This window comes from Streptomyces alboniger, assembly GCF_008704395.1.
Lineage (GTDB): Bacteria > Actinomycetota > Actinomycetes > Streptomycetales > Streptomycetaceae > Streptomyces > Streptomyces alboniger.
This window is the reverse complement of the sequence record NZ_CP023695.1, coordinates 6,758,866-6,777,958: the sequence shown is the minus strand read 5'-3', so window position 1 is coordinate 6,777,958 and position 19,093 is coordinate 6,758,866. Positions and strand designations below refer to the sequence as shown.

Below are 19,093 nucleotides of genomic sequence, written 5' to 3'. Positions count from 1 at the left end.
GGGGCCTCCTGGTGCACGTGCCGGCTGTCACCTCGGAGGTGATCCGAGGAGGGACAATCGTGGACTTCCCCCCGGCCCTTGGCAAGAGGACCTCGCCGTGTCAGCCGCCGGGCGTGGGGACGAGTGCGGCCAGGTGGTCGTCGAGGAGTTCGACCTGGCGGTGCGGCGGGAACGCCGGGGCGTCGAGGAGGGCCTGCACCACGAGGCCGAGGACGAAGGCCTGTGCGCCGGCGGCGATGCGGGCGGGGTCGCCCGGGGACAGCTCGCCGAGCCGCTGGGCCTCCGCGATCAGGTCGCGCAGCTTGTCCCGGCTCCGTGCGTACTTGCGGGCGTGGTCGGCGCCCAGTTCGGGGTCGGCGAGCGCGGTGTCCCAGGAGGAGACCCAGACGCGGTTGCTGTCGGTGGCCTCATCCGTCAGCGGCAGGATGTCCAGCAGGGCGGCGCGCACGGCGGACACGCCGGGGCCCGCGGTGCGTCTGGGGCGGGCGGCGGTGCGCCGCTCCAGCAGGTCGAGAGCGTAGGCGACCAGATCTCGCTTGGTGCGGAAGTAGTGGGTGAGCAGGCCGGTGGTGGCGCCGAGTTCGGCGGCGACGGCGCGCATCGTCAGCCCGCCGAAGCCGTGCGCGGCCAGGACCCGCCAGACCGCCTCGGACACATCACGGCGACGGGCTTCGTGATCGCCCTTGGTACGTGGCATGCTGCCACGGTACATAACCGTAACGCTTGTTGTGTGAATGGGGTCCTGATGTTCTCCCTCCCGCTGCGGGACAACGCCCACCTGCGCCCTCTGGAGGTGTGGCACGCCGATGAGTTCGCGGCCCATCTCGACCGGGCGCGCGAGCACATCCGGCCGTGGGTGGGGAGCAGGTTCATCACCGACGACGTCGACGGCGCCCGGGACACGCTGCGCCGGTACGCCGAGCGCCAGGCCGCGGACGGCGCCCGCCTCTACGGCATCTGGCGGGACGGCACGCTGGTCGGCGGCGTCCTGTTCGTGGCCTTCGACGCCGCGTCGGGCTCGTGCGAGGCCGGCTGCTGGCTGGAGCCGGCGGCCGAGGGGGACGGCCTGGTCACCGAGGCCTGCCGCACGCTCCTTGACTGGGCGTTCACCACCCGGGGCCTCCACCGCGCCGAGTGGCGCTGCCGGGCCGACAACGCTCGCAGCGCGGCGGTGGCCGAGCGGCTCGGCATGACGCTCGAAGGGGTGCAGCGCGAGGCCTGGCCCTACGAGGGCACCCGCTACGACAAGCAGAACTGGGCGGTCCTCGCCACCGAATGGCGAGCGCGGTAGCGGGCAGCGGCGCCCACCCGGTCAATCCAGGTACTGGCAGGTGCCGCGCGCGGTGTACGCGCCGTGGCCGGCGCGGCCGGTGAACTCCCTTTGCGTGATGACCGGTTCGCCGCGTGACAGGACCGTCTCCACCCGGCCGGTCAGGCGCTTTCCCTCGTACGCCGAGTAGTCGACGTTCATGTGGTGCGTGGCCGCCGAGATCGTCTGCTCCGCGTGCGGGTCGTAGATCACGACGTCGGCGTCCGCGCCCGGCGCGATCGTGCCCTTCTTCGGGTACAGGCCGAACATGCGGGCCGGTGTCGCGCAGGCGATCTCGATCCAGCGGCGGCGCGAGAGGTGCCCGTCGACGACTGCCTGGTGGAGGAGGTCCATGCGGTGCTCCACACCGGGCATCCCGTTGGGGATCTTGGAGAAGTCGCCGCGGCCGAGTTCCTTCTGCCCGGAGAAGCAGAACGGGCAGTGGTCCGTCGAGACCACTTGCAGGTCGTTCGTGCGCAGGCCGCGCCAGAGTGCCGCCTGGTGCTCCTGGGGACGCAGCGGCGTGCTGCACACGTACTTCGCCCCCTGGAAGTCCGGCTCGGCGAGGTTGTCCGTGGACAGGAACAGGTACTGCGGGCAGGTCTCCCCGAAGACCGGCAAGCCCTCGTCCCTGGCCCGCGTCAGCTCGGCCACCGCCTCCCGCGCCGACACGTGCACCACGTACAGCGGCGCTCCCGCCACCTGCGCGAGTTTGATCGCGCGGTGTGTGGCCTCGGCCTCCAGCAGGGCCTTTCTCACCTCGCCGTGGTAGCGGGGGTCCGTCCGGCCGCGGGCCAGCGCCTGCTCGACGAGCACGTCGATCGCGATGCCGTTCTCCGCGTGCATCATGATCAGCCCGCCGTTCCCGCCGGCCCGCTGCATCGCGCGGAGGATCTGCCCGTCGTCCGAGTAGAAGACCCCCGGATACGCCATGAACAGCTTGAACGAGCTGACGCCCTCCTCGACGAGCCCGTCCATCTGCTTGAGCGTCGCCTCGTTCACATCCGACACGATCATGTGGAAGGCGTAGTCGATCGCGCAGTTCCCGTCGGCCTTCGCGTGCCACGCGTCCAGCCCCGCCCGCAGCGCCTTGCCCTTGGACTGCACCGCGAAGTCGACGATGGTGGTGGTACCGCCCCAGGCCGCCGCCCGGGTCCCGGTCTCGAAGGTGTCCGAGGAGAAGGTGCCGCCGAACGGGAACTCCATGTGCGTATGGGCGTCGACGCCGCCCGGGATCACGTACCTGTCGGTGGCGTCGATGACGCGTTCGGCGCTCCACGCCCCCGCCGCGGCGCTGCCGCTCGCGGCGAGCGCGGCGATGCGGCCGTCCTCGATCAGTACGTCGGCGTGGGTCTCCTCGGCGGCGGTGACGACGAGTCCGCCGCGGATCAGGGTGCGGGTACTCATGTAGTGCACTCCCTCTTCTGCGCAGGGTACGAGACAGGGGTACGTGACGTACGTGCCGGCGGCGCCCCCGGTGGGCCAGGTGAACTAGACGCCGCGCAGGGCCTGTTCGAGGATGGCCGCGCCCTCCTCCGCCTCCGCGACCGTCAGCGAGAGCGGCGGGGCGACGCGCAGGACGCTGGTGTCGTGGCCGCCTCCCTTGCCGATGAGCAGGCCGCCCTCGCGCGCCGCTTCGAGGACCGCGGCGGCGGCACGCTGGTTCGGCTCGTCCGTGCCGGGCTCGACCAGTTCGATGCCGATCATCAGGCCGCGCCCGCGCACTTCGCGTACGACGGGCAGCTGGGCGCAGATGGCCCGCAGCCGCTCGATGAGCAGGCCCCCGACGCGCCGGGCGTTGCCCTGGAGGTCGTGCTCCAGGAGGTACGAGAGGTTGGCGAGGCCCGCCGCCATGGTGACCGGGGAGCCGCCGAACGTCGAGATGGAGTTGGCGTCCAGGGAGTTCATCACCTCGGCGCGGGCGACCACGCCACCGATCGACATGCCGTTGCCGATGCCCTTGGCGAAGGTCAGCATGTCCGGCGGGCCGCTCGCGGCGTGTGCCTGCCAGCCCCAGAAGTGCTCGCCCGTGCGGCCCCAGCCGGTCTGCACCTCGTCGGCGATCCACAGGATGCCGTGCTCGTCGAGCACTTCGCGGAACGCCGCGTACAGCCCGTCGGGCGGCGAGGTGAAGCCGCCGACGCCCTGGATCGGCTCGGCGATGAGCGCCGCCACTCCCCCGCGGGCCTGGCCGAGCATGTCCCGCAGGTCGGCGACGCACGCCGCGGTGAACTCGGCGTCGCTCAGCTCGGCGTACGGGCCCCGGCCGCGGACGCCCCCGTGCACGTACAGCGTCTGGAGCGGCGAGAGGCTGGTCGGCGACCACGACTGGTTGCCGGTGATGCCGACGGTCGTGAAGGAGCGGCCGTGATAGCCGTTGCGCATCGCCAGGATCTGGTTGGAGCGGCGGTGGGCGGTGGCGAGCAGCAGCGCCGCGTCGTTGGCCTCGGTGCCGGAGGTGGTGAAGAAGACGCGGGCGTCGGGGATGCCGGACAACGCCGCGATCCGCTCGGCGAGTTCGACCATCGGGCGGTTCAGATAGAGCGTCGAGGAGTGGATGATCCGCCCGGCCTGCTCGCTCACCGCCTTGGTGACCTCGGGCAGGGCGTGCGCGGTCATGGTGGTGAGGATGCCGCCGAAGAAGTCGAGGTACTTCTTCCCTTCGGCGTCCCAGACGTGCCGGCCTTCTCCGTGGGTGAGTTCGAGGGGCCGCTGGTAGTAGAGCGCGAGCCACTCGGGCAGCACCGCTTTGTGGCGGTCGAACAGTTCGGTCACGGCTGCACCAGCCCTTCGTAGGCGTCGGGGCGTCGGTCGCGGTAGAACGCCCACTGCTGACGTACTTCCTCGATGAGACCTAGGTCGAGGTCCCGCACGAGGAGTTCTTCGGCCTTGTCGCTCGCGGGCTCCCCGACGAACTGGCCGCGCGGGTCTACGAAGTACGACGTTCCGTAGAAGTCGTTGTCGCCGTACTCCTCCTGGCCCACACGGTTGATGGCGGCGATGAAGTACTCGTTCGCGACGGCCGCCGCGGGCTGTTCCAGCTGCCAGAGGTACGAGGAGAGGCCGCGGTGGGTGGCGGAGGGGTTGTAGACGATCTGGGCGCCGTTCAGGCCGAGTTGGCGCCAGCCCTCGGGGAAGTGCCGGTCGTAGCAGATGTAGACGCCGACCTTGCCGACGGCGGTGTCGAAGACGGGCCAGCCGAGGTTGCCCGGCTTGAAGTAGTACTTCTCCCAGAATCCCTTGACCTGGGGGATGTGGTGCTTGCGGTACTTGCCGAGGTAGCTGCCGTCGGCGTCGATCACGGCCGCGGTGTTGTAGTAGAACCCGGACTGCTCGACCTCGAAGACCGGGACGACGATCACCATGCCGGTCTCGCGGGCGAGTTCCCGCATGCGCGTGACGGTGGGGCCCTCCGGCACGGGCTCGGCCCAGCGGTAGTGCTCGGCTTCCTGGACCTGGCAGAAGTAGGGAGCGTTGAAGACCTCTTGGAACCCGATGACCTTCGCGCCCTGCCGGGCCGCCTCGCGGGCGTGCTCCTCATGCTTGGCGATCATGGATTCGGTGTCGCCGGTCCAGGTCGCCTGGACCAGTGCGGCGCGTACGACGTTGACCATGAGCTGCTCCTTCACTGCCCTGGGGAGGACTGTCCTTGAGGGGACATCAGAGAGCCTCTACGCCCGTAGATTCGCAGCGTAGAGAGAAGAACGTAAGCCCCGCCCGACGGGGCGAGCAAGACCATCGTCCTCAACCGGCGGAGTCGATCATGTTTCGCACCCGAGCGGGCGAGGCGGGCCGGGGCGGTCGCGGGGTCAGGTGTTGAACCCCGCCACGCGCAGGGCGTGCACGAGGTCCCAGTGGTGTTCCTCGGAGACCGCCCGCGCCGTCTCCAGGAGCAGCGGGATGAGGCGGTGGGGGTCGGTGTGGGCGCAGCGGGCCGCGTCCTCGGGCGTGCGGACGCGGAGATACGAGTCGAGCAGCGCGCGGGCTTCCCGTTCGCGGCCCGCGTCGATCAGCGCGAGGAGGGCCTCGGCGATCTCGGGGGCGGGCCGGGCGACGCCCTGCCGCAGCAGCTTCCGGCAGTCGTCGGCGCGGCCCGCGCCCGCGAGGGCGTCCGCCAGGGCGACCAGCTGCTCGGGCGGCAGCGAGGCGGCCTCCCAGAGGAGCGTCGCCCAGTCGGCTGCGAGACCGGCGCGGTGAAGTTCCACGGCGAGCGGCGGCAGATGGGCGGCGGGCCAGCCCGCGGCCTCCACGAGCACGGCGTGCGCCTCGCCCGTACGGGCCTCGCCCCGGAGCTGTAGGAGGGCCTGGACGGTTTCGGTGAGGTGAGGAACGTGCGGCGAGTCCCCGTTCGGCGTGCGGGTGGCGTCGCCGGGTTCGTTGGGGCGGGGATCCGGGCCGGCCTGCACGGGGTGGTAGCGGGCGCCGCGCGGGGTGGGACCGGTCTGGTCGGCCTCGGGGGCGACGGCCGGGGGCCCCTCGGGCTCCACATCCGCCAGCCCTGCGAAACGGGCACCACGAGCGTTTCGGGCCCCTCGGGAGCGGCGTCGGGGGCGTTCGGGTTTGTCGGGGGCGGGGTCGGGGTCGGGGTCGGGGGTTGGGGGCTGTTCGGGGGTGGGGGCTGCGGGGGCGGGGTGCGTGGGGTCGCGGTGCGTGACGGCGGGGTGCGCGGGGTCGTAGTACGCGGGATCGCCGTGCTCGGGGTCGTATTGCGTGGGGTCGTATTGCGTGGGGTCGCCGTCCGCGACGGCGGGGCGCGCCGGGTCGTAGTACGCGGGATCGCCCTGCGCGGAGTCGCCGTCCGCGACGGCGGGGTCCTGCTCCCAGGGCCGCTCCGGGACGTCGAGGTGGTGCTCGGAGGGCTGGTTTGGGACGTGGGGATGGTGGTCGGAGGGCTGGTCCGGGGCGCGGGGGTGGGGGACGTGGTCCACCCAGAGGGGGCGTTCCGCCGCGTCCAGGCGGGCCATCCGTTCCCGCAGCTCCACGCACCGGGCGGTCGCCCGCTCATGGTCGTCCCTGACCCAGGCCAGATCGAGGTTGATGCGGTCGGCCTCGTCGGGCGTGACCGCCTCGCTCAGCCGCCGCCCCAGTTCCGCCTGCCGCTCCAGGGCGATCCGCTGCTCCCCGAGCATCATGTCGAGCCGGTCGCTCAGGAGCTCGCGGGCGCCGGGCCGGGCGTCGTAGGCCGTGAGCGAGGCGCGGTGCAGGGTGCGGGCCCTGCCCGTCTCGCGCTCGGCCTCCGGGATGCCGCGGTCCGCCGCGAGGTCGTGGAGCAGGGCCTGCACCACGTCCCAGGGCGGGACCTCCGCGCCGTCCAGGCAGGCGCGCATGCCGTCGGGATCACGTTGCCAGAACACCCCGCACCAGCCGGCCGACTGGTCGAGCCGCCCCAGCAAGTTCCGCAAGTACCTCGCGAACTCCCCTACCTGATCCGGGAGTTGTCCCACTGCCATCTGACCAGCACCGCCCCGTGGAGACTGGAGTCTTCCGATCCGGAAGATAACACCAGACGTGTTACGGGACGACTACACCCGGTCTTCCGGCGGGGGGTCGCCCGGTTGTCCGGCGCGTAAAGGCGCCGCTTCGGGGGTCAGTGGGTCAGGGGCGTCCTGAGGTGTGCGGTGGCCGTTCTGGAAGACGGTGGCGTAGACGTCGTCCCCCAGAGCCCGCCGGGCCTGCTCCTCGCAGGTCCGTCGAGTGGCGATCCACTCCGAGACGCCGATCTGCGGCGTGCCGAGGGTGTCCCACACCTGCTGGGCGAGGCCGAGCAGATGGGCGGTCCGCCGGGCATCCCCGGCCGCGGACGCGGCGGCGGCGAGGACGTCCAGGGCGACGGCCATCCCGAGCGAGTCGTCGAGGCGGCGCTTGGTGAGCCATGAAGCCTGCCCGTGGTCGAACGCGGCCGCCACCCGGCCGCGGGCCAGCTCGGCGCGCGCGCACATGTAGTCGGCGAAGGCGCGCGACCACTGCTCGCCGTGCCGGTCGCAGTCGGCCCGGACGTGGTCCAGTACGGCGACGGCCTCGTCGATGCGACCCTCCTTGATGTACACCATGCTGCGTACGAATCCGGCTGAGTGCGCGGGTTGCGCCATAGGGCTGCACCGGTGCCGGTCCAGGACCGCCTGGGAGAAGGTGGCGGCGCGTGCGTGGTCGCCGAGCATCACCGCCGCGACCGAGGACAGGGTGTCGGCACGGTCGGCCGTCGCGGCGCAGCCGAACCGGACGGCCGTCGAAGCGATCTCGGTGGCCCGCGCCCCGACCGCCTCCGGATCTCCCAGCGTGGCGAACACCATGCCCTCGGCCCACAGCGCCTTGCCGCGCTCCGGACTCGGCGCGCGGTCCGCGGCGAGGGCCTGTGCCAGGTAGTACTGGCCCTCCCTCGGGAACCCGCAGGCGTGCCAGAAGAACCAGAGGTTCCCGGCCAGCTCCAGCGCGGCGTGCCCTTCCGGCCGCAGGAGGCTCAGGTCGAGGGCGGCGCGCAGGTTGCTGTACTCCGCGGCCGTACGCGTGTACCAGGTGAGCTGCTCCGGGCCGAGCCACTCGGAGTCCGCCTGCCGGGCGAACGCGCGGTAGTGGGCCAGGTGCCGGTGGCGCAGAGGCTCCTCCTCGCCCAGTTCGCGCAGCCAGTGCGCGCCGTACTCCCGTACCGTGTCCAGCATCCGGAACCGGTCCGAACCCTCCGGCGTCGGAAGCCAGTTGGCGATGGAGGTGTCCACGAGCACGCCGAGCAGCCCGGGGATGTCCTCCTCGGGCAAGTGCTCGTCGGCGCAGACCGCCACGGCCGCCTCGGTGTCGAAGGACCCGGCGAAGACCGAGAGCCGTGCCCACAGCAGCCGTTCGGCCGGCGTACACAGCTCATGGCTCCAGCCGATCGTGGTGCGCAGCGCCCGATGCCAGGGCGGCACCTGCCTGCCGGGGCGCGACCGGGAGGCCGGGGAAGGGCCGCAGTCCGGCGCCCCGTCGGTGGCCTCCTCCGGCGCCCCGTCGCTGTCCTGTAGAAGACCGAAGCGGTCCGGCAGCCGCTTCACCAGCTCGTCGACGGGCATCCGGCCCAGTCGGGCGGCGGCGAGTTCGATGGCCAGGGGCAGCCCTTCGAGGAGCTGGGACAGGCGTACGACAGCTGTCGCGTCGGCGGCGTCCACGGTGAAGCCGGGTACCGTCTCGGCGGCCCGTTCGACCAGCAGCGTCACGGCCTCCGAGTCGTCCATGTCCTCCTGGTCCCGCGGCACCCTCAGCGGCTCCAGGATGAGCACCTCCTCCGCCATGAGGCCGAGGCGGCGGCGGCTGGTGGCCATGATCTGTAGTTTCGGAGCGGCCCGCAGCAGGGCCTCGGCGGCCATCGCGCACGCGTCGGTCAGGTGCTCGCAGGTGTCGAGCACCAGCAGCAGTTCCCGGTCGGCCAGATAGTCGGCCACCACGTCGAGCATCGGCCGGGTGGACTGATCGGACAGTGGCAGCGTCTCCGCGATCGAGTGGGCCAGCAGTGTGCCCTCGCTCAGACCGGTCAGCTCCACCCACCACACCCCGTCCGCGAACCGGGGCCGCAGCCCGGCGGCCGCCCGCCGGGCGAGTCGGCTCTTGCCCACACCGCCCACCCCGGTCACCGTGACCAGCCGGGAGCGGCCGCACAGCCGTTCCAGCTGCCGTAGTTCGAGGCCGCGGCCGACCATGCTGGTGGTCTCCGGCGGCAGGTTTCCCGGCCGCCGCTCAGTAGGCTCCATCGATGTGCCTTTCCGGCCACGGGGAGGTGAGCCGCTCACGGACAGCGGTCACAGGCATCGGTCCCGGACGGCAGGGGGATCGTGGGTGCCGCCCCCCTCACCCATGGACGTGGCGCGGCGGGGTTCACACATGATCAGGGCGAGGTCGTCCTGGAGCGAGCCGCCGGCGTGCGCGGTCGCCAGGGAGAGCAGGGCGTCGAGGCACTCCGGAAGAAGGGGCAGGCACGCGGCCTCCCTGACCCGGTCGTCCAGGGGCAGCATCGTCCCTTGTGCGTCGCGTGCCTCGCTCAGGCCGTCGGTGTAGAGCAGCAGCCGTTCGCCGACTCCCAGCCGGGCCCGCTGCAATTGGGGGCGGGGGCCGAGCCCCAGCGGAGCCGATGGCCGGCTCGGGGCGAGCGGTTCGGCTCGCAGGCCGATGCGCAGCGGGGCCGGGTGCCCGCAGTTCACCAGCCTCACCTCGCCGGGCACGAACTCGGCGAGCAGCACGGTGACGAAGTCCTCCGGTCCGAGATCCCCGCTGATCCGGGTGTCGAGACCGGCGGCCAGGTCCACCAGTGCGGGCGTGGCGCAGGCGCCCTCGCGGAACGCGCCCACGGTGGCCGCGCCCAGCACGGCGGCCTCCGGCCCGTGGCCTCGTACGTCCCCGATCAGCACGCGTGGCCCGTAAGGAGTGCGGGCCAGGTCGTACAGATCACCGCCGAGGCCGAACTCCGAGACGGAGCGGTACAGGGAGGAGAAGCCGACCCCGCCGACCTCCGCCGCCAGGGGGCGCAGCACGGCGTCCCGCGAGCGCTGTGCGACACGGACCAGCTCGGCTTCCCGCGCGACGCGACGGCGCGCGCCGTGGACGGCCGCGCCTCCGCCGATGACCAGGACGAGGCATTCGAAGACCACGGCGGCCGGGGAGAGTTCGCCGCTGTGCCGGTCGACGACGGACAGTGCGAGAGGCCACGTGACGGAGATCGCGACGGACCAGACCACGGCGCCCGCGGTGGCCTTCGGCCCCTTGCGGGCACTGATCAGGACGGGGCCGATGAGCAACAGACCGGGCGTCAGCCGCCACTCCGTGACGGTGAGGTGAGCCGTCAGGACTCCGCCGGCCGTCAGGGCTCCGCCGACGAGAAACACCCGCACCTGCGGAGCCCACTGCCCCTGACGCCCTTTCCGTCGAGCCGCGATAGCTTCCGACCCCCTCGCCCCCCTCACGCGCTGTGAGCGGGAGAGTAGCCCCCGTCACCCCCATGGCCGCAGGCGTTGGCCGCAGATGCCACGAAATGACAGACCGAGACAGGAACGAGACAGGAACGAGACAGAAAGACGTCGCTACCCTGGCAGCTCGATGCGGCGAGACGGGCGGGGGGACATCCCGCACCGGAGTCACCCCGCCCCGGAAAACCCGCTCAAGCGGCCGCGGCCAACTCGCACCGCAGAACGATCTCATCCAGCGAAAGCCCCAGCACAGAGGCCAACGCCGCCACAGTGAACAGCGCGGGCGTCGGCGCCCGCCCCGTCTCGATCTTCCGGAGCGTCTCCGCGGAGAGCCCGGCCTCCGCCGCCACCGAGACCATGCTCCGCGGCCCTCGCGCGTCCCGCAGCAGCCGCCCGAGCCGCTCACCACGCTCACGCTCTTCTGGGGTCAAGGGAGTGCGAACCATGCCGCCATCGTACGGCCCCCATTTAAATACCGGTATAGTAATGGGCATGGTGGAACTCAAGACGGAACAATCGATCGACGCGATGCGCGAAGCGGGGCGCGTCGTGGCACAGGCACTGACCGCGGCCCGCGAGACCGCGGGGGTCGGAGTCTCGCTGCTCGACCTCGACGCCGCCGCGCACGCCGTGCTCCGCGAGGCCGGCGCCTCCTCGCCCTTCCTCGGCTATCACCCGCGCTTCGCCCCCGTCCCCTTCCCCGCGGTCCTGTGCGTCTCGGTCAACGACGCGATCGTGCACGGCGTCCCGGACGCGTACCGCCTGCGCGACGGCGACCTCGTCTCCGTCGACTTCGGCGCCGAACTGGACGGCTGGGTCGGCGACTCGGCGATCAGCTTCACGGTGGGGACCCCGCGCCCGGAGGACGTACGCCTGATCGAGACGGCGGAGCGCGCCCTGGAGGCGGGCATCGCGGCGGCGGTCGTCGGCAACCGCATCGGCGACATCGCGCATGCCATCGGCACCGTCTGCCGCGAGGCGGGGTACGGCATCCCCGAGGGCTTCGGCGGGCACGGCATCGGACGGCGCATGCACGAGGACCCGGGCGTACCGAACGAGGGCCGTCCCGGCCGCGGCATGCCGCTGCGCCCCGGCATGGCCCTCGCCATCGAGCCGATGGTGATCGCGGGCGGCGGCGACGGCTACCACCAGGCGCAGGACGGCTGGACCCTGCGTACGAACGACGGAAGCCGCGCGGCCCACGCCGAGCACACCGTCGCGATCACGGAGGAGGGCCCCAGAATCCTCACGGCCCTGTGACACCTCGGGGACACTCCCCCGCGTCGATCATCCGTACGATGCGGCGGTGACACCAGAGATCATCGACGACGGACAGTTCGGGGAGCGCCTGAGGCTCCATCAGCGGGGGCGCCCCCGCTGGGAGTTGCCGGCAACCGCGGTCCCGGCGATCCCGTTCCTGGTCGAGCTGATGACGCGAGGCACTGCCCGCCCTGCCGTATCTGCGCGGCCTCACACGCCTCGCAGTGACACGCGCGGCAGGGGGCCTCACCGGCGGGCGAGGCCCCCTGAGCGCGGCAGCTCAGTCGGTGGGGTGCACCACCATCGCCGAGCCGCCGCCCCTGCGCTCCTTCTCCGCCGCCGCGAGCCACTTCCCGCCCGGCAGGCGCTGCACACCCGTCGCCGCCCCGATCTCCGGGTTCCGCTTGAAGGAGTGTCCGATTGACTCCAGGGAGGCCTTCGTCCTGCTGTCCCACAGGCCCGGTTCCAGCTCGGTCTGCGCCGCGTTGCGCTGGCTCGCGCGCGGCGCGGCGATCGCGTCGACCAGGGGCAGGCCCCGGTCGACGAAGCCCGTCAGGGTCTGGAGCACGGTCGTGATGATGGTCGCGCCGCCCGGCGAACCGAGCGCCACCACCGGCTTGCCGTGCTTGAGCACGATCGTCGGAGCGATCGAGGAGCGCGGCCGCTTGCCGGGCCCCGGCAGGTTCGGGTCGTGCACCGCGGGACTGGCGGGCGCGAAGGAGAAGTCCGTCAGTTCGTTGTTCAGCAGGAAGCCGCGGCCCGGCACGGTGATGCCGCTGCCGCCCGTCGACTCGATCGTGAGGGTGTAGGCGACGACGTTGCCCCACTTGTCCGCGGTGGTGAGGTGCGTGGTGTTCTCACCCTCGTACGTCGTGGGGGCCGCCTTTCCCCGCGTCCCGCACGCCGTGGGACGGCGCGGGTCGCCCGGCGCGAGCGGGCTCTTGAGCACCGCGTCGTCCTTGATCAGGCACTCCCGGCTGTCCGCGAACCGCTGCGAGAGGAGTTCCTTCGCCGGTACGTCCTCGAAGGCGGGGTCGCCCACCCAGCGGCCCCGGTCGGCGAACGCGATGCGGCTTGCCTCGATGAAACGGTGCAGGTACTTCGTCTTGGAGGCCTTGGACAGGTCGGTGCGCTCCAGGATGTTGAGCGCCTCGCCGACGCTGGTGCCGCCGGACGACGAGGGCGCCATGGAGTAGACGTCCAACCCGCGGTACCTGGTCTTCGTGGGCTTCTGCCGCTTCACGCCGTACGACGCGAGGTCCCGCAGGGAGAGGTCGCCGGGCCTGGCCACGCGGCCGGACGCCGGGTCGACGGGCGGCTTGTTCACGGTACGTACGAAGTCCTTGGCGAGCTGTCCGTGGTACAGCGCGCCCACGCCCTTGCGGCCCAACTCCTCGTACGTACGAGCCAGATCGGGGTTCTTGAACGTGGAGCCGACCACCGGGAGCTTTCCGCCGGGCAGGAACAGCTTCGCCGAGGCGGGGAAGTCCCTGAACCGCTTCTCGTTCGACTCGGTCTGGGAGCGGAAGGTCGCGTCGACCGTGAAGCCGTCGCGCGCCAGGTGCTCGGCGGGCTTCAGGAGCGTGCCGAGGCGTTTGCTGCCCCAGGCGTCGAGCGCCGACTGCCAGGTGGCGGGCGTGCCCGGCGTGCCGACGCCCAGGCCGCTGGTGACCGCCTCCGCGAAGGGGATCGGCTTGCCGTTCTCCAGGAAGAGACCGGAGTCGGCGGTGCGCGGGGCGGTCTCGCGGCCGTCGATGGTGCTGACCTGGTGCGTCCTGGCGTCGTAGTGGACGAAGTACCCGCCACCGCCGACGCCCGCCGAGTACGGCTCGGTGACGCCGAGCGCCGCGGCGGTGGCGACCGCCGCGTCCACGGCGTTGCCGCCCTTGCGCAGGACCTCGATGCCGGCGGCCGAGGCGTCCGGGTCGACGCTGGCGACCGCCCCGCCGTGCCCGACGGCGACCGGAACCTTTTCCGTGGTGGCCGCGGCCCGTTCCGCCCCCGTGGGCGTCGTGGCCCGTTCCGCCGAGCGCGTAGGCGAAGGGGGCGCGGCGGCACCGACCGACACCAATACCCCTCCGACCGCCCATAGCGTCAGATTACGTACGACAGCACGACGCATTCGTACCTCCAGTCAACAGCCGTCCGCGCAGCGTAACTTCGCATCCGGGTTCGCGTAAGGACCGCCTCGAACACTGCTCCGAAAGGCCGCTAGCATGCGCCCCCATGACTGAAGACGTGCGCGATATCGTCCTCGGCCTGATCGCGGTCGGCGCAGGTGCCGTCCTTGGCTGGCTCGCCCGCAGCTATCTGTGGAAGCGCAGGCTCCGCCGCAAGCAGGCCTTCTTCGGGCTGCCCGACAACTCCGAGTCGCTGCTCGTCGTCAACCGCGACGCGGGCGGCGGCGAGCTGATGGTGGTGCGCCACGACGTGTCCGCCCTCCTGGAACTCGCCGCGGTCATCAAGGACTGCGGGGCGCACACCCAGGTGGTCGCGCACGACGCGGCCCAGCAGAGCTTCGGCGAACGCACCGAGTTCTGCGTGGGCAATCCGGTGGCGCATCGCCGGATGGCGGCGCACATGCACTCGCTGCTCCCGGGCGTGCGGGTGAACACCGAGCCCGAGCCGGTCCCCGACCGGGGCGCGTTCCAGATCGGCGCCGAGCGCTACCGCCTGGAGGCGGGGCTGACCGAGTACGTGATCCTCGCGCGGCTCACCGCCGACCAGGACCGGGACGCGCGGCCCGTCTTCCTCTTCTGCGGCCAGCGGGCGGTCACCAGCCAGGCGGCCACCCGCTATCTCGCCCGCCACCACGAGAAGCTCGCGCGCAAACATGGCAACAACTCGTTCGTCCTGCTGCTGAAGATCGTCAATTCGCAGGCGTACGGTCCTGACGTCGTCGAGCTGGTCGCGGACGTCACGCGCGCCGCCCAGACGCCGCTCCCCACGCCGACGGGCCGCACCTCCCATCGCGCCAAGTGACAGTACCGTCACGGTGCGCCGACTCCACCCGCCCCCATCTGTGACCTAGCAGTCAATTCCGGACATCAGACAACCCGTACGGGCTCTGCGCCCTCTCTCCATGCAGTCCACATTCGCATGGAGGTACGTTTCCTTGTCCCCGCAGAGCTCTTCGAGCCGCCGACGCCCCCTTCGCACCCGCCACGCGGCTGCCGCGGGCCTCGCCGTGCTCGCCGCCGCCCTCACCGCCTGCTCGGGCGGCAGCGGCTCGTCCGGCGCCGACAAGGCCGCCGAGAAGCCGAAGATCTCGGTGAACCTCACGGGTCAGCAGGCGAAGGCGGGCGGCCCGGTCACCGTGAAGCTGGCCGACGGCAAGCTGAAGCAGGTGACCGTCGCCGACGCCAAGGGCGCGAAGCTGCCCGGCAAGGTCTCGGCGAACGGCACCACCTGGAAGTCGCTGCGCGTGGCGGCCCCCGGCACCGCGTACGAGGTCGAAGCGGTCAGCGACCAGGGCGGCAGCGCGAAGGCCTCCTTCAAGACGGCCGCGCCCGAGCAGGTCAACAAGGTGACGCTCATCCCGGGCAAGGACTCCGCGGGCAAGTTCTCCACCGTCGGCATCGCCCAGCCCCTGTCGATCACCTTCGACCACCCGGTGCGGAACAAGGCCGAGGTGGAGAAGCACCTGAAGGTGACCACGTCGAACGACACCACCGGGTCCTGGGGCTGGATCAAGAACTACGACGGCAAGGACCGCGTCGACTGGCGCCCCAAGGAGTACTGGAAGTCCGGCACGAAGGTGAAGCTGGACGCGCGGCTCAACGGCATCGACTCGGGTGGCGGCGACTGGTTCGTGCGCGACTACGCCACCGGTTTCACGGTCGGCAGGAGCCAGGTCGTGAAGGTCGACCTGGACAGCAAGACGACGACGCTGACGCGGGACGGCAAAACGGTCAGGTCGCTGCCCATGTCGGCGGGCACCCCCGGCGGCGAGAAGGCCTCCTGGGGCGGCACCTCGGTCCTGATGTCGAAGGAGGGCACGATCAACATGCGCTCCGAGACGGTCGGCCTCACCGGCAGCAACAGCTACGACAAGATGGTCGACTACTCGATGCGGCTGACCTGGTCGGGCATGTACGCGCACGCGGCCCCGTGGAACGCCTCGTACTTCGGCAACACCAACCACAGCTCGGGCTGCGTCGGCATGAGCACCGGTGACGCGGGCTGGCTCTACCGCGAGGCGCAGATAGGCGACCCCTTCGAGGTCACGGGCAGCGGCTCGAAGGGCGTCCCGGACCCGGGCAACGGCTTCGGCGAGTGGAACGTCTCCTGGTCCGACTGGCAGGCCAAGAGCGCGCTGAAGTAACCGTGCACCCTTGAACGATCGTTACCGGGGCGTAACTTACCAATGGGTTACCCCCGGTAAAGGTTCCCGGTTACCGTCGGGTCACTTTGCACTTTCAACGAGTGAGGAAGTGACCCGTGAGAGCTCCGCGCCCCCACCGGACCCTCCGTACGACCGCCGTGGGCACCGTCTCCGCGGCCCTCGTCGCCGGCACCGCCCTCGGTCTCGCCCCGGCGGCACAGGCGGCACCGGCCGCCGCGCCGCCGGCCGCGAGCTCCACCGACGTACGCTTCGTCGACATCCCCGGCGACGGCGGCACGGTCCTCAAGGCCAACGTCTTCACCCCGAAGGACGCGAAGCCCGGCTCGACGTACCCCTCGATCGTGCTGCCCACCAGCTGGGCCATGCCCCAGATCGAGTACGTCGCCCAGGCCCAGAAGCTCGCGAACTCCGGTTACGTCGTGGTCAGTTACAACTCGCGCGGCTTCTGGCAGTCCGGCGGCGAGATAGAGACAGCGGGCCCCGAGGACATCGCCGACGCCTCCAAGGTCATCGACTGGACCCTCGCGAACACCCCGGCCGACCCCGACAAGGTCGGCATGGCGGGCGTCTCGTACGGCGCGGGCATCAGCCTGCTCGCCGCCGGGCACGACAAGCGGATCAAGGTGGTGGCCGCGCTGAGCGGCTGGGCCGACCTGATCGACTCGATCTACAGCGGGCGCACCCAGCACGCCCAGGCCGCCGCCCTGCTCGGTGGCGCGGGCGCGCTCACCGGCCGCCCGAGCGCCGAACTCCAGCAGACGCTCAAGGACTTCCTCGCCTCCAACCTGGACAAGGAGGACGAGATGATCGCGTGGGGCGCCAAGCGCTCCCCCGCGACCTACCTCGACCGGATCAACAAGAACGGCGCGGCCATCATGCTCGGCAACGCCTGGGGCGACACCCTCTTCCCGCCCAACCAGTACGCCGAGTTCTACGAGCGTCTGACCGGCCCCAAGCGCCTGGAGCTGCGCCCCGGCGACCACGCGACGGCGGAGGCCACCGGCCTGCTCGGGCTGCCCAACGACACCTGGACCTCGACCCGGCGCTGGTTCGACCGCTACCTCAAGGGCGCGGACAACGGCATCGACAAGGAGCAGCCGGTCCAGCTCAAGTCGCGCTCCACGGGCGGCTACGAGGGCTACCCCGACTGGAAGTCGGTCGGCCCCACGCGCAAGAAGATCGCGACGGCGGGGACCACCACGATCCGTACGAACGTCGACTCGGGCGCCAACGGCGGCATGGCGATCCTCTCCAACGCCCTCGACCAGTTCCTGAAGATCCCGCCGATGGCCTCGGTGCCGCTGCTCCCGCGCCGCTACACGGGCGTGTGGCAGTCGGAGAGGTACACGACGCCCCAGCGGGTGCGCGGCACGGCGAAGCTGCACACCACGCTCACCAGCACCAAGGAGAGCGGCACCCTCGTCGCGTACCTCTACGACGTGGGCCCGCTCGGCCTCGGCAAGCTGGTCAGCAATGCGCCGTACACCTTCCACGGCAAGACGCCCGGCAAGCCGTTCGGCGTGGACCTGGAGCTGTTCTCCACGGCCTACGACGTACCGGCAGGACACAAGCTCGCCCTGGTCGTCGACACGGTCGACCCGCTCTACATCGAGCACAACCCGTCCGGCGCGCAGCTGACCTTCTCCTCGCCGCAGGCGGACCCGTCATACGTGTCCATTCCCCTGCGCGAGCAGTGATCTCCGGCTGCTGCCGGTGCGGGCGTGGCCCTACGAGCTACTGCACACCCGGCAGCAGCGTCCCTGGTTCGGCCGACGCGACATCCGCGGCCTCCGTCTTGGGATTGCGCCGCTGACGCTTGGACACCCACTGGGCGAACCACGACAGCAACATGCACATCCCGATGTAGATCGGTGAGATCACCATGACCACGGGGATGAAAGGCAAATCGTAGTCGAGATTCGACGCGATCAGCTTCCCGGCGTGGAGGAACTCCTCGTAGGTGATCAGAAATCCCAGCGAGGTGTCCTTGAGGGCCACCACCAACTGGCTGATGATGGCGGGCAACATGGCGCGCAGCGCCTGGGGCACGAGGACGTAGCTCATGACCTGGGTCTTGCGCATGCCGAGGGCGTAGGCGGCCTCCTTCTGGCCGCGTTCCATGGAGTTGACGCCCGAGCGGAAGACCTCGGCGAGCACCGAGCCGTTGTAGAGCGTGAGTCCGGCGACCAGCGCGGGCAGCGGCTGCACCTTCAGCGCCACGAAGACAAAGAAGATCATGACCAGGACGGGCATCGCGCGGAAGAACTCCACGAGGAGCGTGGCCACCCAGCGCACCGGCCGGTGCTCCGAGAGCCGCCCCATGGCGAGCAGTCCGCCGAGCGCGAGCGCGAGGACCGCGGAGATCGCGAAGGCCTTGAGCGTGTTGCCGAGGCCCCGCAGGAGGAGTTCCTGGATGCCCTCGTACTGGAAGGGCGCCCACTTGGTGGAGGTGAACTGGTCGGTGTCGAAGAGCAGATACAGGATCCAGCCGACGAGGGCGAGGACGACGAGGGTGGAGAGCACCCCGTAGAGCCTGTGCCGCCGTACGGTCCTGGGCCCCGGAATGTCGTAGAGGGCGGTGGAATCGTGGGAGAGGGCTTTCATCGGGCGACTCCCCAGCGCTTTTCGAGGATGTTGAAGACCGCGCTGATGGCGAGGGTGATGATGAGGTAGCCGAGGGCGATCCAGACGAAGGTCCAGACGATGTTGTAACCCAGCTCGTTGAGCGTCTTGTACGTGCCGAGCAGCTCGGTGACGCTGAAGGCCCCGGCGATCGCGGAGTTCTTGGCGAGCGCGATGAGGTTGGAGCCGACCGGGGCGATCACGGACCGGAAGGCCTGGGGCAGCACCACCATCGACAGGGTCTGGCCGAAGGACATCCCGAGGCTCCTTGCCGCCTCGCCCTGTCCCTTGGGCACGGTGTTGATGCCCGACCTGAGCGCCTCGCAGATGAAGGCGGAGGTGTAGCAGCCGAGCGCGAGGACCGCGAACACCTTGAAGGGCAGCACGAGTCCGAAGCGCGGCAGTCCGAGCAGTACGGCGAAGAAGAGCAGCGTGAGCGGGGTGTTGCGCAGGACCGCCACCCACACCGTGCCGAAGGCCCGGAAGGAGCCGACGGGCGCGACGCGGAACGAGGCCATGAGGAAGCCGAGCACGAGTGCGAGGACCGAGGCGTAGACGGTGAGTTCCACGGTGCCGAGGAAACCGTCGCCGTACGTGGAGAAGTTGTCTGTCAGTACGTCCACGACGCCT

16 protein-coding genes are annotated in these 19,093 nt (G+C 71.0%); 5 read left to right on the top strand and 11 right to left on the bottom strand.

The genetic code is table 11. From position 1 onward, the window contains the following. Nucleotides 1-100 precede the first annotated feature (100 nt). The gene (locus CP975_RS29760; RefSeq protein WP_150477555.1) at nt 101-697 is read right to left on the bottom strand and encodes a TetR/AcrR family transcriptional regulator; all 597 of its coding nucleotides are present in this window, start codon (nt 695-697) and stop codon (nt 101-103) included. Between the two features lie 48 nt (nt 698-745). Here CP975_RS29760 and CP975_RS29755 point away from each other — a divergent pair, with 48 nt between their 5' ends. Then, nucleotides 746-1,291, top strand: a complete 546-nt coding sequence (locus CP975_RS29755) for a GNAT family N-acetyltransferase (protein ID WP_055529045.1) — start codon at nt 746-748, stop codon at nt 1,289-1,291. A 21-nt stretch (nt 1,292-1,312) separates the two neighbouring features. Here CP975_RS29755 and hydA read toward each other — a convergent pair whose 3' ends face one another. From hydA to CP975_RS29720, 7 genes are all read right to left on the bottom strand, one after another. Further along, nucleotides 1,313-2,716 (bottom strand): dihydropyrimidinase, encoded by a 1,404-nt coding sequence (hydA, locus tag CP975_RS29750; protein ID WP_055529046.1) that lies wholly within the window; start codon nt 2,714-2,716, stop codon nt 1,313-1,315. An 84-nt stretch (nt 2,717-2,800) separates the two neighbouring features. Beyond that, nucleotides 2,801-4,084, bottom strand: coding sequence for an aspartate aminotransferase family protein (locus CP975_RS29745; protein ID WP_055529048.1), 1,284 nt, complete (start codon nt 4,082-4,084; stop codon nt 2,801-2,803). Then, nucleotides 4,081-4,923, bottom strand: coding sequence for a nitrilase-related carbon-nitrogen hydrolase (locus CP975_RS29740; RefSeq protein ID WP_055529058.1), 843 nt, complete (start codon nt 4,921-4,923; stop codon nt 4,081-4,083). Before CP975_RS29740 ends, CP975_RS29745 begins: the two co-directional genes overlap by 4 nt. 195 nt (nt 4,924-5,118) lie before the next feature. Beyond that, nucleotides 5,119-6,711, bottom strand: a complete 1,593-nt coding sequence (locus CP975_RS29735) for a hypothetical protein (RefSeq protein ID WP_425474290.1) — start codon at nt 6,709-6,711, stop codon at nt 5,119-5,121. A 120-nt stretch (nt 6,712-6,831) separates the two neighbouring features. Then, entirely contained in the window at nt 6,832-9,027 is a 2,196-nt protein-coding gene (locus CP975_RS29730; protein WP_055532749.1) for an ATP-binding protein, read from the bottom strand. Between the two features lie 48 nt (nt 9,028-9,075). Continuing rightward, entirely contained in the window at nt 9,076-10,161 is a 1,086-nt protein-coding gene (locus CP975_RS29725; protein ID WP_167532752.1) for a PP2C family protein-serine/threonine phosphatase, read from the bottom strand. A gap of 266 nt (nt 10,162-10,427) precedes the next feature. After that, nucleotides 10,428-10,682 (bottom strand): helix-turn-helix domain-containing protein, encoded by a 255-nt coding sequence (locus tag CP975_RS29720; RefSeq protein ID WP_055532745.1) that lies wholly within the window; start codon nt 10,680-10,682, stop codon nt 10,428-10,430. A 46-nt stretch (nt 10,683-10,728) separates the two neighbouring features. Here CP975_RS29720 and map point away from each other — a divergent pair, with 46 nt between their 5' ends. Beyond that, nucleotides 10,729-11,496: a type I methionyl aminopeptidase gene (gene map, locus CP975_RS29715; RefSeq protein WP_055532759.1), complete on the top strand. Its 768-nt coding sequence runs from the start codon at nt 10,729-10,731 to the stop codon at nt 11,494-11,496. Between the two features lie 280 nt (nt 11,497-11,776). On the opposite strand, the gene ggt is transcribed toward map, so the two are convergent. Beyond that, the gene (gene ggt / locus CP975_RS29710; RefSeq protein ID WP_055532743.1) at nt 11,777-13,618 is read right to left on the bottom strand and encodes a gamma-glutamyltransferase; all 1,842 of its coding nucleotides are present in this window, start codon (nt 13,616-13,618) and stop codon (nt 11,777-11,779) included. Nucleotides 13,619-13,722: 104 nt separating this feature from the next. Here ggt and CP975_RS29705 point away from each other — a divergent pair, with 104 nt between their 5' ends. From CP975_RS29705 to CP975_RS29695, 3 genes are all read left to right on the top strand, one after another. Further along, nucleotides 13,723-14,478, top strand: a complete 756-nt coding sequence (locus tag CP975_RS29705) for a hypothetical protein (protein WP_199783090.1) — start codon at nt 13,723-13,725, stop codon at nt 14,476-14,478. A 100-nt stretch (nt 14,479-14,578) separates the two neighbouring features. Continuing rightward, nucleotides 14,579-15,820 carry a L,D-transpeptidase gene (locus tag CP975_RS29700; RefSeq protein ID WP_150477553.1) on the top strand — a complete coding sequence of 414 codons (1,242 nt, stop codon included), beginning with the start codon at nt 14,579-14,581 and terminating at the stop codon, nt 15,818-15,820. A gap of 116 nt (nt 15,821-15,936) precedes the next feature. Continuing rightward, a complete protein-coding gene (locus tag CP975_RS29695; RefSeq protein WP_055532739.1) occupies nt 15,937-17,538 on the top strand; it encodes a CocE/NonD family hydrolase in 1,602 nt (533 codons plus the stop codon). A gap of 37 nt (nt 17,539-17,575) precedes the next feature. Here CP975_RS29695 and CP975_RS29690 read toward each other — a convergent pair whose 3' ends face one another. After that, nucleotides 17,576-18,445, bottom strand: coding sequence for an amino acid ABC transporter permease (locus CP975_RS29690; RefSeq protein ID WP_055532737.1), 870 nt, complete (start codon nt 18,443-18,445; stop codon nt 17,576-17,578). Then, nucleotides 18,442-19,086 carry an amino acid ABC transporter permease gene (locus tag CP975_RS29685; RefSeq protein WP_030778332.1) on the bottom strand — a complete coding sequence of 215 codons (645 nt, stop codon included), beginning with the start codon at nt 19,084-19,086 and terminating at the stop codon, nt 18,442-18,444. The genes CP975_RS29690 and CP975_RS29685 overlap by 4 nt, the downstream gene beginning before the upstream one ends. Nucleotides 19,087-19,093: the final 7 nt, after the last annotated feature.